Below are 14,910 nucleotides of genomic sequence, written 5' to 3'. Positions count from 1 at the left end.
TAGGGTCACGGCAACCCCATCGGACCCCCACCCTCGGCCTGAGGAGCGCCATGTCCTTTGTCGACTACGCGGTGATCGTCCTCTATCTCGCGGGCATGCTCGCCATGGGCTGGTGGGGCATGCGCCGCTCCACCACCGCGGGCGAATTCCTGGTCGCGGGCCGCCGGCTGGGCCCCGGCCTGTACTCCGGCACCATGGCCGCGATCGTGCTGGGCGGCGCCTCCACCATCGGCGGGGTGGGCCTGGGTTACCAGCACGGCCTGTCCGGCGCCTGGATGGTCTTCACCATCGGCCTGGGACTGCTGGCGCTGAGCGTCTTCTTCTCCGCCCGGATCACCCGGCTGAAGGTGTACACGGTCAGCCAGATGCTCGATCTGCGCTACGGCGGCTCCGCCGGGCTGATCTCCGGCGTGGTGATGTGGGCCTACACCCTGATGCTGGCGGTCACCTCCACCATCGCCTACGCCACGGTCTTCGACGTCGTCTTCGGCCTGGACCGGGTGGTCTCCATCATCCTGGGCGGGGCCATCGTGGTCTGCTACTCGACGCTCGGCGGCATGTGGTCGATCACGCTCACCGACATGGTGCAGTTCGTGGTCAAGACGATCGGCGTGCTGCTGATCCTGCTGCCGGTCGCGGTGGTCAAAGCGGGCGGCTTCGCCAAGATGAAGGCGGAGCTGCCGGGCGGGTTCTTCTCCCCCATGAGCATCGGCGGCCAGACGGTCTTCACCTATGTGCTGATCTACTCCTTCGGCATGCTCATCGGCCAGGACATCTGGCAGCGCGTCTTCACCGCGCGCGACGACAAGGTGGCCCGGTTCGGCGGCACGGCGGCCGGTACGTACTGCCTGCTCTACGCGCTCGGCGGCGCGGTCATCGGCACCGCGGCCCGGGTGCTCTACCCCGACCTGGGCAGCCCGGACGACGCCTTCGCGACGATCGTGCGGGACGCACTGCCGGTGGGGGTGAAGGGACTGGTGCTGGCGGCCGCGCTGTCGGCCGTGATGTCGACCTCCTCCGGGGCCCTGATCGCCTGCGCGACGGTGGCCAACAACGACATCTGGGCACGGGTGCGGGGCCGCACACAGCGCGCGGAACGCGACGAGATCCACGGCAACCGCATCTTCATCGTCCTGATGGGCGTGGCCGTGGTCGGCATAGCGATCTCGCTGAACAGCGTGGTCGAGGCGCTGACCGTGGCGTACGACCTGCTGGTCGGGGGGCTGTTGGTGCCGGTGGTCGGCGGGTTGCTGTGGCGGCGCGGGACGGGTTCCGGTGCCCTTGCCGCGGTCGGTGCGGGGGGTGTCACGGTGGTCGCCCTGATGAGCTGGCTCGGTGTGCTGGCCAACGAGCCGATTCTGTACGGGCTGTTGGCGTCGCTGGTGGCGTATGTCGTCGTCAGCCTGGCCACCAGGCCGACCGACGCGGTGGTGCTGGCCACCTGGCAGCGCCGCCTGGCCGGCGAGGACACCCGCCTCAGCCCGTCCGGCGCCTGAGCGGGCTCGCCGAAGTCCGGTGCGGTATCGCGGCCCCGTAAGGGGCGCGGGGAACTGCGCGACCAGCCATGGACGGCCCGCAGCGACCGAACCGCACTTCCGGCGGAGCGCTCGGTGCCCGGGGCACCGCCCAACCCAACGAGAAAGGCACCCCACCCCATGAGCACCGCGCAGCGCCCCCGCACCGGCGGCGATCTGGTCCTGGAATCGCTCGCCGCCCTGGGCGCTCGCACCGTCTTCGGGCTGCCCGGCCAGCATGCGCTCGGCCTCTTCGACGCCCTGCGGCGGTCCGCGCTCGACTATGTCGGGCTGCGGGTCGAGAACAACGCCGGCTTCGCCGCCGACGCCCATGCGCGGGTGACCGGCGGGGTCACGCCGCTGCTGGTGTCGACCGGACCGGGCGCGCTGATGACGCTCGCCGCGCTGCAGGAATCGGCGGCGGCCTCCGCGCCGGTGCTCGGCATCTCCAGCCAGATCCCGGTCGCCGGGCTGGGCGGCGGCCGCAAGGGCTATCTGCATGAACTCCGCGACCAGCAGGCCTCGTTCCGCGATGTGGTCAAGAGCGTGCACACCGTCCGCACCGCCGCGCAGATCCCGTCCGCGCTCGCCGAGGCCTGGCGCTCCGCGCTGGCGGCCCCGGCCGGACCGGTATGGGTGGAGATCCCGCAGGACATCCTGTTGGCCCCGGTCGGGGTGCCCCCGGTGCGCTCTCTCGACGCGCACCCGCGCCCGCTGCCACCCCGGCCGGAGCTGATCGAGGAGGCCGCGGCGGCGTTGGCCGCGGCCCGGCGCCCGGTGATCCTCGCGGGCGGCGGGGTGGTACGGGCCGGGGCGCAGCGCGCGCTGCTGGCGCTGGCGGAGCGGCTGGACGCGCCGGTGGCCACCACCTTCGGCGGCAAGGGCGCCTTCCCCTGGGAGCACCCGCTGTCGCTGCAGTCCTGGCTGGAGGACCGGCACAGCACCGACTTCCTGGAGGCCGCCGACGTCCTGCTGGTCGCCGGGTCCGGCCTCGGCGAACTGTCCTCCAACTACCACACCTTCCGGCCCCGCGGCCGGGTCGTCCAGATCGAGGCGGACCTGGGCAAGCTGGAGTCGGCGTTCACGGCCCACCCGGCCCTGGGCATCCACGCGGATGCCGCGCTCGCCCTTGACGCGCTGGCCTCCGCGGTCTCCCGCCGCCCGGCGGGCGCGGGCGCCGAGGCGGCCCGGGCGCTGCTGGAGCGGGTGCGCGGCCGGATCGCCGCCCAGCCGCTGGAGCTGGAGCAGCGGGTACTGGCGGACGTCCGGGCCGCCCTGCCGGACGATGCCGCCAGCTTCTGGGACATGACGATCCTGGGCTACTGGGCCTGGTCGGCGTTCGACCCGCGCGGCGGCGCCTTCCACTCCGCGCAGGGCGCGGGCGGCCTCGGCTATGGCTTCCCGGCCGCCCTGGGTGCCGCCGCGGCGGACCGCACCCGTCCGGTGCTGGCCGTCTCCGGGGACGGCGGCGCGATGTACTCGATCGCCGAACTCGCCACCGCCCGCCAGTACGGGCTGCCGGTCACCTGGCTGATAGTCGACGACGGCGGCTACGGCATCCTGCGCGAGTACATGACCGACGCCTTCGGCGAGGCGACCGCGACCGAGCTGGCCCGTCCCGACTTTGTCGCGCTCGCCGAGTCCTTCGGCGTCCCGGCCCGCCTCAGCACCCCGGAGCGGCTGCGCAAGGATCTGGCCACCGCGCTCGCCACGCCCGGCCCCTCGGTCGTCGTACTCCCGGCCGTGCTGCGCATGTTCGCCCCCACCCATCTGTAACCCCTCGGCGGATGAGCCCGATGGGAGGAAAGTGGGTCACTCACGCGTCGAGCCTGGGCCGGGGCTAGGATCCCGGTTCCGTACGGTGCCAGTGACCCAATGGCCTCCGGTTCGTTCACCCGGACAGGGGAACGGACCCTCCAGCGACCCGAGGTGTGCTCGATATGGTGGCCCCGCCGGACAACGACGTGCTCTGGGCACGTGGCCTGCACTACTCCTACAACGGTTCCCCCGCCCTAGCGGGCGTCTCCGTCGGTGTCCGGGAGGGCGAGATCCTCGCCGTCACCGGACCGCGCGGCTCGGGGAAGACCACACTCCTCAAATGCCTGTCCGGGCAGCTGATGCCGGACCCCGGCGAAGTGTGGTTCAACAGCGCACCCGTGCACACCCTGTCCCGCTCGGCGCGCGAACGGCTGCGCCGCGAGCGGTTCGGCTGGATCGACAGCACCCCGCATCTGGTTCCGGAGCTGACCGCCTGGGAGAACGCCGCCCTGCCGCTGCTGGCGCGCGGAGTGGGCCACCGGGCCGCCCGGCAGACCGCCCACGAATGGCTGGAACGCCTGGACGTCGGCGACTGCGCCCGCAAACGCCCCGGCGCACTGCTGCGCGCACAGTGCCAGCGGATCGCGGTGGCGCGCGCCCTGGCCGGCGAACCGACCGTGATCTTCGCGGACGACCCGGCCGCCCCCCTGCACAGCGCCGACCGCGCCCAGGTGCTGCGCACCCTGACCACGGCCGCCCGCTCGCACCAGATCACGGTGATCCTCGCCACGCTCGACGACGAGTGCGCGGCCCTGGCGGACCGTACGGTCGGCCTGGTCGACGGCCGCCGGGGCGGCGCCATCCCCGCGCCCGACGCGCCCGGTGGAGAGGGCAGGGCCGCGTGCTCAGTCTCCGCCTAGCGCGCGGTGCGCATCCGCTCGTCCTGCTGCGACGGCTGCTGGTCGCCGTCGCGGCGGCGGGTGTCGGCTTCCTGCTGCTGTGCTCGCTGGGGTACGCCGTGGCGCACCCGGAGCAGTCCCGGGCTTCGTTCGTCCGGCTGCTGTGGTGCGCGGTCCCGTTCGCGGCCGCGGCACAGTTCGCGCTGGCGGTGGCCCGTACGGACCCCGCCACCCGGCCGCGGGACGGTCTCGACGCGGCCGGTTTCGGCCCGGTGCGGCTCTCCCTGCTCGCGGCCGCCTCGACGGCCGTCTGCTGCGCGTTCGGCAGCGTGGCCGCGCTGCTGGTCTACCTGGAGCTTCGCGGCGACCTCGGCAGCACCCCGCTGAGCGGTTCCGCGGCCCGGCTGCTGGACGGCGGCGAGGCACTGCCGTGGGGCGCGGCCCTGACGCTGCTCGGCCTGCTGCCGACCGCGGCCGCCGGCCTGTGCGCCATCGCCTTGCGCCCGCGGGAGAGGGCGAGGAGAACCGCCCCGGCAGAGGCCGGTGAGGACTCCCCCGCTGCCGCGCCGGTGACCGCGCCGCGGCAGCCCAGGCCCGCCTATGCGGGCCTGCCCTGGGGCATCGCGGTCATCGCCACGGGCCTCGCCCTGGAGGCGTACGTCGGCCATGCGCCCGCCCCCGAGCCGGAGGCCCTGCTCACCCTGCCCGGCCAGCACGGCGGCGCCTCCCCCGGGCTGCTCGGCGGCTGGCTGCTCGCCTCCCTCGGCCTGGTGCTGGCGGGCCCCGGGCTGACCCACTGGTGCGGGGTGCTGCTGGCGGCCGGGCGGCCCGGCCCGGTGCGGATGCTGGCCGGGCGCATGCTGCAGGACACCGCGGGCCGCATCGGGCGGCCGCTCGGTGTGCTGTGCGCGGTCGCCTCGGGCGTCCTCGCCGCCGTCGAGCTGTACGGCGCGGCCTGGGAGCGCTCGGCCTCCCGGCCCTTCGGCCCGCTCACCGGGCTGGGCGCGGCCGTCGTCATGGCCTGTGCCACCGCCACCGTGATCACCACCGCGCTGGACGCCCGGCAGATCCGTTCCGAGACCACCTCGGCCCTGCTGCGCCTGGGCATCCCCGCCGCCCTGCTGCGCGGCGCGGCCGCCGTGCGCGCGGGCGTCCTGCTGGCCGTGCTGGCCCCGCTGACCTGGGTGATCGCGGAGCTCAGCGCGCTGCCGCTGATGAGGTGACCCGGGCCCGGTGAACTCTCGCCCGGGCGAACATCACTTGACCAGTTCTTGACTCAAGGCAACTCCGCGGCCTAAAACCACGTCTGCTTCAGGAGCACGACGGTTCCCGGGGCCCGGGGGTCGTCCCCCGGAATGACGCAGTCAGGCGAACGGAGCTATTGGTGATCATCGGCCTTCTGACGGCTGTCGCGGCCTCGGCCTGTTACGGCACGGGATCGGTCCTGCAAGCCGTGGGATCGCGGAAATCGGCCCGTGAGGAGGCCGCGGCGGCCTCCACGACCGGAGTCACCCAGCATGGCGGCCCCAGCCTGTCCTCCACCGCGAAGGCCGCGGTGACCTGGGAGTTCATGGTCGGCACGGTGCTGGACTTCATTGGCTTCGGGCTGGGCGCGCTGGCCGCCCGGATGCTGCCGCTCTTCCTCTCCCAGACGGTGATCAGTGCCAACCTGATCGTCACCGCCCTGCTGAGCATCAAGCTGCTGGGCATCCGGCTCAAGCGCCCGGAGTGGGCCTCCATAGCCGTGGTCTGCGCGGCGCTGGTGCTGCTGGCGACGGCGGCCGGCAGCGAGGGCCACGGGAAGACGGCGATGTCCACCCACTGGTGGCTGCTCGGCATCTCGGTGGTGCTGATGGGCGGCGGCACGGTGGCCGTGCGCCTGCTGGGCTCCAAGGCCGCGATCCTGGCCGGTCTGCTGTCCGGCCTGGGCTTCGGCGCGATCGGCGTGGGCGTCCGCATCCTCGACGGCATCGATCCCTTCGACCTGCCCACCCTGATCGCCGACCCGGCGCTCTACGCGATCCTCGTCTCGGGCGGCGTCGGGATGTACCTGCACACGGTCGCCCTGCAGATCGGCTCGGTCAACGGCGCCACGGCCGCCCTGGTCGTCGGCGAGACGGTGCTGCCGGGCATCATCGGCGTGCTCTGGCTCGGCGACCACTCCCGGGCCGGCTTCGCCTGGGTGGCCATCCTCGGCTTCCTGCTGGCCGTCGCGGGAGCGGTGGCCGTCGCCTGGTTCGGCGAACCGGAGGGCCACGCGGCCGCGCCGGCGCCGGCGGAGAAGCAACTCGAGGCGACGACCGCGAGCTGAGGGCTCAGACGCCGGGCGGGCGGGACCGGGGTACCTACCTACCCGCCCAGCACCACCACATCGTCCACATGAAACGCGACCCCCACCCGAGAACCCACCTCCGGCGCCGCCCCCAACGCGCACGCCGCCGCCAACTCCGGCCCGTCGCAAGGCCGCAGCCGCACCGTCACCTGGTCACCCCGGAACGTCCGGCCGACCACCTCGCACGGCATCCCTTCCGCCGCCGGAACCACCCGCACCCCACCGGGCCGCACCAGCATCCGGCACTCGCCCTCCGGCGTCCCGGGCGGCACCGGCAGCTTCCCCCACACCGTGTCCGCACGCTCGCCGGTCACCGTCGCCTCGACCACGTTGTCGAAGCCGAGGAATCGGGCCACGAACTCGGAGGCGGGCCGCTGCCAGACCTCAAGTGGCGTGCCGGCCTGCGCGATACGGCCGTCACGCATCACCACGACCCGGTCCGCGAGCGCGAACGCCTCACCCTGGTCGTGCGTAACCGCCAGCACCGTCGTGCCCAACCGGCCGAAGAGCGCGCGCAGTTCCACCACCAGGCGCTCGCGCAGGCTCCGGTCGAGCTGGCCCAGCGGCTCGTCCAGCATCAGCAGCCGCGGCCCGGGGGCGAGCGCCCGGGCCAGCGCGACCCGCTGCTGCTCGCCACCGGACAACGCGGCGACCGACCGCCGCTGGGCACCCGGCAGGCCCACCAGCTCGAGCAGTTCGGCGACCATGCGTTCCGCCTCGGCCCGCCCGGCCCCCTGCATGCGCAGCCCGAAGGCGACGTTTCCGGCCACGTCCCGCTGCGGGAAGAGCTGATGGTCCTGGAACATCAGCCCCACCCCGCGCCGGTGGACGGGCACCGCGCTCTGGTCCTCGCCCGCCAGCAACACCCGCCCGGCATCGGCCCGTTGCAGCCCGGCGACCACCCGCAGCAGCGTGGACTTGCCGCTGCCGCTCGGTCCGAGCACACACACCGTCTCGTGCTCGGCGACCTCGAGGTCCACCGTGTCCAGCACCGCGCGCCCACCGAGGCGGACGCCTATGCCGTCCAGCGTGAGCAGAGACATCAGAACTCTCCCGTACGGTCGGTGCGGATGCGCTCCAGCACCAGCAGCGCCACCGCGCACACCAGCATCAGAACCGTGCTGAGGGCCATCGCCTGCCCGTAGTTGAGCTCGCCGGGCCGGCCCAGCAGCCGCGCCACGGCGACCGGCAGCGTCGGGTGGTCGGGGCGGGCGATGAACACGGTCGCCCCGAACTCGCCCAGCGACACGGCGAACGCGAATCCCGCCGCCACCGCCAGCGCCCGCCCGACCATCGGCAGATCCACCTCGCGCCACGCCCGCAGCGGCGAGGCCCCGAGCACCGCGGCCGCCTCCCGCAGCCGTGCGTCCACCGCGCGCAGCACCGGCAGCATGGTCCGCACCACAAAGGGCACGCCCACCAGCGCCTGGGCCAGCGGGACCAGGATCCAGGACGTCCGCAGGTCCAGCGGGGGCTCGTCCAGGGCGATCAGGAAGCCGAAGCCGACGGTCACCGCGGAGGTGCCCAGCGGCAGCATCAGCAGCGCGTCGAAGCCCCGTACCAGCCGCCCCTCACGTCTGCCGAGCGCCGCCGCGGCGAGGCCGCCGACCAGCAGCGCGATGACGGTGGCGGCCAGACCATAGGCCAGCGAATTGCCGATGGCCTCCAGCGGGGCGACGACGAACGTGCCGCCGTTGTCGCCGGCCGAGGCCAGCGCGCGGTAGAAGGCCGGGCCATAGCCGTCCGGTCCGTCGAAGGAGCGCAGTACCAGCACCGCCAGCGGCAACAGGAGCAGCAGCGCGACCATGGCCAGCACCGACCAGAGCAGCGCCCACTGCGCCGGGCCCTGCGGGCGGCGGGAGGTGTGCGCGGCGTCGACCAGCCGCAGCGTGGACTCACGGCGCCGCACGGTCCACGCATGCACCCCGAGGAGCGCGGCCACCGCCGCGAACTGCACCAGCGTGAGCACCGCGGCCGTGGGCAGGTCGAGCAGCTGCGCGGTCTGCTGGTAGATCTCCACCTCCAGGGTGGCGTAGCGCGGGCCGCCGAGGATCTGGATGACGCCGAAGGAGGTGAAGGTGAACAGGAAGACCATCAGGGCGGCGGCGGCCACCGCGGGGGCCAGCGCGGGCAGCGTCACCCGGCGCCAGGCGGCGAACCTTCCGGCGCCCAGCACCCGGGCGGCCTCCTCCTGGCGTGGGTCGAGCTGCGCCCACAGGCCGCCGACGGTCCGTACCACCACGGCGTAGTTGAAGAAGACATGGGCGAGCAGGATCGCCCAGACCGTGGTGTCCAGCCGCACGCCCAGCGTCTCGTCCAGCAGTCCGCCGCGTCCCAGCAGTGCCAGGAAGGCCGAGCCGACGACGACGGTCGGCAGCACGAACGGGACGGTGACCACCGCCCGCAACAGCCGCTTGCCGGGGAAGTCGAAGCGTGCGAAGACATAGGCGCCGGGGAGCGCGAGGGCGAGCGTCAGCGCGGTGGAGGCGGCCGCCTGCCAGGTGGTGAACCACAGGACGTCCCCGATGCGCGGATCGGTGACCACCTCACCGATCCGGCCGAGCTGCCACCGCCCGTCCGCCTTGAGCCCCCGCGAGACGATCGCGGCGACCGGGTAGGCGAAGAAGACCGCGAAGAAGGCGAGCGGCACGGCCATCAGGCCGAGCCGCACCGCCGTCTTCCGGCCGTCCCGCGTCACTTGAGGACGAGCGAGGACCATGCCTTGACCCACTGGTCACGGTTCTCGGCGATCTTCTCCGGGGCCAGTGTCCAGGGGTTCGCGACCTTTGCGCCGTACCTGGTGAACACCTCGGGCAGCCGGGCGTCCCGGGCGGCCGGCTTGACGAACATCTGCAGCGGCATGTCCTCCTGGAACTTCTTGCCCAGCAGGAAGTCGATCAGCGCCTGGCCGCCCTTGGTGTTCTTGGCGCCCTTCAGCAGCCCGGCGAACTCGGTCTGCCGGAAGCAGGTCCCGGTCGCGACGCCGGTCGGCGCCTGGGTGGGCTGCTGCTTCAGGCCGAGCACCTCGGCGGGCGGGCTGGAGGCGTAGGAGACCACCAGCGGCTTGTCGCCCTTGGCCTTCTTCCCGGCCGCGGAGCCGGAGAAGCGGTCGTTGTAGGCCTGCTCCCAGCCGTCGACGACCTCCACCCCATTGGACTTGAGCTTCTTCCAGTAGTCCGGCCAGCCCGCGTCGCCGTACTTGGCGATGGTGGCGAGCTGGAAGGCCAGGCCCGGGGAGGAGGTGGCGGAGTTCTCGGTGACCAGGAGGTTCTTGTACTCCGGCCGGACCAGGTCGTCGAAGGTCTGCGGCGGGGCCAGCTTGTGGTCCGCGAAATAGGCGCGGTCGTAGTTGACGCAGATGTCGCCGGTGTCGATGGGCGTCACCCGGTGCTCGGCGGCATCGAGTTGGAGGTCCTTGGGGACCCGGTCCAGGCCCTTGGCCTGGTACGGCGTGAAGAGGCCGTGGTCGAGCGCCCGGGAGAGCAGGGTGTTGTCGACGCCGAAGAACACATCGCCCTGCGGGTGGCTCTTGGAGAGGATCGCCTGGTTGACGGCCCGGCCCGCGTCACCGCTCTTGAGCACCTTCACGGTGTAGCCGGTCTCCTCGGTGAACTCCTTGAGCACCCCGTCCGAGGCCACGAAGGAGTCGTGCGAGACAAGGGTGACGGTCTTGCCGCCGTCGGATTCGCCGGAGCTCCCGCAGGCGGCGAGCACCGGCAGGCCCAGCGCGGCGACGACGGCCGCGCCCAGGGCACGCCGGAGATTGGTGTTCATGGTCGAGCTGACTCCCTACGCCGGTGCTAACCGGATCAGGTCCGAGGGTCTGCGGGCCGTTCCGCACTCTCAGCGCTGTATGCGCTCCCCTGTCGGATTGTTCATTTGTACGAGTGATGCAGCTGGACAGTATCAGCGCTCGGTGGCGGCCAGCTGTCCGCAGGCCCCGTCGATCTCCTGGCCGCGGGTGTCCCGTACGGTCACGGGCACGCCGTGCGCGGCGATCGCCGCGACGAACGCCCGCTCGTCCTCGGGCCGGGAGGCCGTCCACTTGGATCCCGGAGTGGGATTGAGCGGGATGAGATTGACGTGCACCCGCCTGCTCTTGAGGAGGCGGCCGAGCAGGTCACCGCGCCACGCCTGATCGTTGATGTCGCGGATCAGGGCGTACTCGATGGAGATCCGGCGGCCGGACTTCTCCGCGTACTCCCAGGCGGCGTCCAGGACTTCGCGGACCTTCCAACGGGTGTTGACCGGGACCAGGGTGTCGCGCAGCTCGTCGTCCGGCGCGTGCAGCGAGACCGCCAGACGGCACTTGAAACCCTCGTCCGCGAAGCGGTGCATCGCGGGGACGAGGCCCACCGTGGAGACCGTGATGCCGCGCTGGGAGATCCCGAGGCCGTCCGGCTCGGGGTCGGTGAGCCGGCGGATGGCGCCCACCACCCGCTGGTAGTTGGCGAGCGGCTCGCCCATGCCCATGAAGACGATGTTGGACAGCCGCGCGGTCCCTCCCGGCACCTCGCCGTCGCGCAGGGCGCGCATGCCGTCGACGATCTGGTGCACGATCTCGGCCGTCGAGAGGTTGCGGTCCAGGCCTGCCTGGCCGGTGGCGCAGAACGGGCAGTTCATGCCGCAGCCCGCCTGTGAGCTGATGCACATGGTGACCCGGTCCGGGTAGCGCATCAGGACGGACTCGACCAGCTTGCCGTCGTGCAGCCGCCAGAGGGTCTTGCGGGTGGTGTCGTCGTCGCACGAGACGTGCCGCACCACGCTCATCAGCTCGGGCAGCAGCTCACCGGCGAGCTTCGCACGGGCCGCGGCCGGGATGTCGGTCCAGGCCGCCGGGTCGTGCGCATAGCGGGCGAAGTAGTGCTGGGACAGCTGCTTGGCCCGGAACGGCTTCTCGCCTATCGCGGCCACCGCCTCACGGCGCTCGGCGGGGCTGAGATCGGCAAGGTGTCGCGGGGGCTTCTTGGCTCCGCGGGGGGCGACAAAAGTGAGTTCTCCGGGCTTAGGCATGGTCCATCCAGTGTCGCAGATCGCTCTGTGTGACCTGGGCCTGCTGCGGGGCGGGACCGTCGTTGGCGGTCGTCATTGGTCGCCCTTGGCCCTCCTCGGACGGCCCACAGGCGGCCCAGGGAGGGCCCGTGGGGGCCGCTATCACTAGCAGCCCGACCCGCTATCGATAGCGGCCCCCACACCGCTTGACCAGGCTGCTAGCGGATAGCGACCCGGCTGGGGAAGTCCCGAAAACCGGCCCGTCGACGCCGTCTGCCCCTTCAACCCGAGTCGCTATCGGCGGGCCCAGCACTCTGCGCGGCCGTGGCGGCCCCAGGAGCGAAGAACGAGAAGGCCGGCCTTCGTCCGACGCCCCTGGGGCGCCCATCGTGCGCTCAGCCACACCCCTCACACGATCGGTGAGGGGCGGAGGGTCACCACCAGCTGTTGCGCCCCCGACGAAGGCGGCCCTGTACTCAGGTCGGACAGGTGGGACACTGGAGAATCTCGCTGTCCCACCTGTTTGTGCAGGTCAGGGCCCTAACCGGACAGTCGGACAGCTGGGACACCATACGTGGGCAGTCGCGCGAAGAACGAGATCAGAACCGAGACCGCCCGCGCGCCCCTCAACCCAGCAAGTGGGCGTTAACCGCACGAGCTTGGTCGGCCAGGTCGGGGAGTTCCACAACGCTCACTCCGGCTGCCGTGAGGGACTCAACTCCAACGCAATCAGCGACGAAGAGGGCCGGCTCCCGCCAGGCAATGACGACGCGCCGAAGCCCCGAACGGAGGATGAGTTGACTACAGGTAAGAGGCCGTGATCTGCGTTGGGAGCAGGGTTCCAGGGTGCTGTAGAGGGTGGCACCGATGAGCCTCGTACCGGATGCCAGTTTGGCAAGTGCTGCTTCTTCGGCGTGGACGTGCGGATCCGTCTCACGGGAGTAACCCCGAGAGATCTCTACGCCCTGCTCGTCCACGATGACGGCCCCCACGGAGTAGGCGCCCTCAGACGGTGGGCAGTGGTGGGAGAGCTCGATCGCCTTCCCCATCCAGAAGTGGTCGTCAGCAAGGCTCATGCACGGCTCCCCTGCTTGGGCAGGTAGCGCAAGAGCACCACATCACCGATCGTTCGAGCCTCGGCCAAGTGCATGCGATGTGTCGAACCGCCCGGGTAGCTGGCCGGGTTGAGGAAGCGAGGCGCCTTGGCGTCGCCGACCACCAGGGGAGCGATGGCAAGGTGGATTTCGTCGGCGAACCCTTGCGAGAGGAACGCAGTGTGGATCTGACCGCCGCCCTCGACCATGAGGCGTTCGACGCCACGTTTTCCAAGGTCGTCCAGAATCGTGCCGAAGTCGATTTCGGCGCCAGTAGAGACCACATCAGCGAGGCCGGTGAGGCGGCGACGGAGCCCTTCCTCACCAGTGGCGGTGGTGTACGCAAGCTTCTCACCGCCGTGATGCCAGAACTTCAGGTCCGGATCGAGATCTCCGCTGGCGGAGACGGTGACCTTCAGCGGGAATTCCGGCTTCCCCGCGGCGACGCGCGCAGCTCGGCGCGCTTCGCTGTTGACCAACAGGCGCGGGTTATCGGCGCGCATGGTGCCTGCGCCGATGAGGATGGCGTCGGACTCCGCTCGCACCTGGTCTACACGGTCGAAGTCGGCGCTGTTGCTCAGGAGGAGTCGTTCAGGGCTTGTGTCGTCGATGTGGCCGTCGACCGAGGTAGCGACGCTCAGCAGGACATACGGGCGGGACATGACAGATCTCCTTGGTGGGTGCGGTAGGGGGCGGAGGTGACCTTCATGCCTGCCGAAGCACGGCTTCGTCCATGGCTTCCTTGTACTCGATCACGCTGGGGACCGTACGCCACTTGGTCAGCATGCCGTCGAGTTGGGTCAGCCCTCGGGTGATACGCGCGGATCCCGTCTCGACTCCGATGCTCAGTGCCTGAAGCCCAACAATGGAGGCTTGTTCGGCCTCGCCTGCGTTGGCGAGTGCGACGGCTTCGCGTGACAGATAGACACCGCGATCCCTGTGGTACCCCGATGGCAGCCGGCTGATTGCGTTGCGGAAACCCTCGGCTGCCCGGTGGTGCTCGCCCATCACTGCCAGGCTCTGGGCACGCTGGACCTCGATGTACGCGGCGTCCAGCCATACCCCCCAGGGGGAGGCGGGATTCGGATCCATGGTGGCGTGCAGCTCCAAGGCGTGGTCGTAGGCCCTCTGGCACGCCGCCGCTTCATTGCGCAGAGCATGGCCGTGAGCTCCGTAGGTAGCGGCCACGGCAGCAAGACGGCTGTGCGGCTCGGCAAGGTCTTCGGCGGCCTCGGCTACGTCCACGGCTTCGATCGGGTCACCCATGTCACCAGCCAGCTGACTGCGCCGCGCGAGGCTGTAGGTGGTTAGTTCGGGGTCGCCGGACATGTGCGACGCCTCCAGCGCTTCATGCGTCCAGTGCTGGGCGGCACGGAAGTCTCCAAGGTCCTGGTACAGCCAGCCGCAGAGTTCCGAGTACTGGGTGTGCAGCTGGATGAGCCGCCGTTTGTCTGCGCCCTGCCGGCCATTCCGCAGTTCCTTGATGGCGGTGATCTGCTGTTGGACCAGAGGAATCACCCGGTGCGGGCCGAATAGGTTGTCGTTGTCGATGAGCACCCGCCGCGTTGTTTCCAGGTGCTCGATCGGGTCCGTTCCCGATGTGACCAGGCTGGATCGGCGGGGTGCACCAGTGGCCGGGAGTTCGGAAGCGGCAGCCAGCGCTGCACCTGCCCCGAGTACGCCTATCAGTGCACGGCGTGAGAGTGACACGAAGATGATCCTTCCGTCATCGGTGCGTACGGGGATGGTCATCCCCTCCTCTGACGGTGCCTGGAGATCCGTTTCGCCAGCCAGGGCCACAGGGTGGTTGGCCACATGGGCCCTCGGATTGGCCACATGCTGCGTTGGCAGGGAGTCGAGGCTGACGCCTTCAAGGAGCATGGCGTGAAGCCGGACTAACGATCCCCCCGCCCCAAGCGCCTTGTCGTACGCCTCGACCAGTGGTGCGGAAGGAGCCTGATCGCCTCTCTCTGCTCGGGCCATGTAGCTGGTGTTATAGGTGATCCTCTTGCTGAGCTTGCCCAGCGATAAGTAGCCGTGAGGGCCTTGAGTGCGCCAGTCGCGCATCGTCGCCCCGAGGAAGTGCCACGGACTTACATGCGGCGTCAGGTCGTTCGGACGCTGCCCCATTCCGTCCTCCTATGAGGCCCACGTGACCACCACGTGGCGGCCACATCGCGGATCTGTTGGCGGGACTCGCCCCGCCGTTACAACCGATGCACGGGAGATCTGAACCTATCGATCGGCCGGAAGCGCCGTGTCGATAACGAGCGAAAGGAGGGGCCGTGATCGCAGTACAGAGTCGGCGACTGGGGGAAGGG

The 14,910-nt window shown here is 71.0% G+C and carries 12 protein-coding genes and 1 riboswitch; of the genes, 5 read left to right on the top strand and 7 right to left on the bottom strand.

Going from position 1 to position 14,910, the window contains the following annotated elements; translation table 11 throughout:
* The first annotated feature begins 50 nt into the window (after positions 1-50).
* The 5 genes from ABCR83_RS10435 (at position 51) to ABCR83_RS10415 (ending at position 6,482) form a co-directional block, all read left to right on the top strand.
* Positions 51-1,496 carry a sodium:solute symporter family protein gene (locus ABCR83_RS10435; RefSeq protein ID WP_462694603.1) on the top strand — a complete coding sequence of 482 codons (1,446 nt, stop codon included), beginning with the start codon at positions 51-53 and terminating at the stop codon, positions 1,494-1,496.
* Between the two features lie 159 nt (positions 1,497-1,655).
* Positions 1,656-3,290 carry a thiamine pyrophosphate-binding protein gene (locus ABCR83_RS10430; protein ID WP_462694602.1) on the top strand — a complete coding sequence of 545 codons (1,635 nt, stop codon included), beginning with the start codon at positions 1,656-1,658 and terminating at the stop codon, positions 3,288-3,290.
* A 164-nt stretch (positions 3,291-3,454) separates the two neighbouring features.
* A complete protein-coding gene (locus ABCR83_RS10425) occupies positions 3,455-4,192 on the top strand; it encodes an ABC transporter ATP-binding protein (RefSeq protein WP_462694601.1) in 738 nt (245 codons plus the stop codon).
* A complete protein-coding gene (locus ABCR83_RS10420; RefSeq protein WP_462694600.1) occupies positions 4,174-5,394 on the top strand; it encodes a hypothetical protein in 1,221 nt (406 codons plus the stop codon). Before ABCR83_RS10425 ends, ABCR83_RS10420 begins: the two co-directional genes overlap by 19 nt.
* 161 nt (positions 5,395-5,555) lie before the next feature.
* The gene (locus tag ABCR83_RS10415; RefSeq protein ID WP_462694599.1) at positions 5,556-6,482 is read left to right on the top strand and encodes a hypothetical protein; all 927 of its coding nucleotides are present in this window, start codon (positions 5,556-5,558) and stop codon (positions 6,480-6,482) included.
* A gap of 38 nt (positions 6,483-6,520) precedes the next feature.
* Here ABCR83_RS10415 and ABCR83_RS10410 read toward each other — a convergent pair whose 3' ends face one another.
* The 7 genes from ABCR83_RS10410 to ABCR83_RS10380 all read right to left on the bottom strand — a co-directional run bounded on the left by ABCR83_RS10410 (position 6,521) and on the right by ABCR83_RS10380 (position 14,719).
* Positions 6,521-7,546, bottom strand: a complete 1,026-nt coding sequence (locus ABCR83_RS10410; protein WP_462694598.1) for an ABC transporter ATP-binding protein — start codon at positions 7,544-7,546, stop codon at positions 6,521-6,523.
* Positions 7,546-9,159 carry an ABC transporter permease gene (locus ABCR83_RS10405; RefSeq protein ID WP_462694631.1) on the bottom strand — a complete coding sequence of 538 codons (1,614 nt, stop codon included), beginning with the start codon at positions 9,157-9,159 and terminating at the stop codon, positions 7,546-7,548. Before ABCR83_RS10405 ends, ABCR83_RS10410 begins: the two co-directional genes overlap by 1 nt.
* 38 nt (positions 9,160-9,197) lie before the next feature.
* A complete protein-coding gene (locus ABCR83_RS10400; RefSeq protein WP_462694597.1) occupies positions 9,198-10,277 on the bottom strand; it encodes a thiamine ABC transporter substrate-binding protein in 1,080 nt (359 codons plus the stop codon).
* Positions 10,273-10,378, bottom strand: a riboswitch (TPP riboswitch). It overlaps the preceding gene by 5 nt.
* Before the next feature lie 31 nt (positions 10,379-10,409).
* Entirely contained in the window at positions 10,410-11,516 is a 1,107-nt protein-coding gene (gene rlmN, locus ABCR83_RS10395; RefSeq protein WP_462694596.1) for a dual-specificity RNA methyltransferase RlmN, read from the bottom strand.
* A gap of 605 nt (positions 11,517-12,121) precedes the next feature.
* The gene (locus tag ABCR83_RS10390; protein ID WP_462694595.1) at positions 12,122-12,571 is read right to left on the bottom strand and encodes a deaminase; all 450 of its coding nucleotides are present in this window, start codon (positions 12,569-12,571) and stop codon (positions 12,122-12,124) included.
* Positions 12,568-13,251: a RibD family protein gene (locus tag ABCR83_RS10385; protein WP_462694594.1), complete on the bottom strand. Its 684-nt coding sequence runs from the start codon at positions 13,249-13,251 to the stop codon at positions 12,568-12,570. Before ABCR83_RS10385 ends, ABCR83_RS10390 begins: the two co-directional genes overlap by 4 nt.
* Positions 13,252-13,294: 43 nt before the next feature.
* The gene (locus ABCR83_RS10380; protein ID WP_462694593.1) at positions 13,295-14,719 is read right to left on the bottom strand and encodes a helix-turn-helix domain-containing protein; all 1,425 of its coding nucleotides are present in this window, start codon (positions 14,717-14,719) and stop codon (positions 13,295-13,297) included.
* Between the last annotated feature and the right edge of the window lie 191 nt (positions 14,720-14,910).

This window comes from Streptomyces xingningensis, from assembly GCF_054957865.1.
This window is presented reverse-complemented; position numbering and strand designations above follow the sequence as displayed.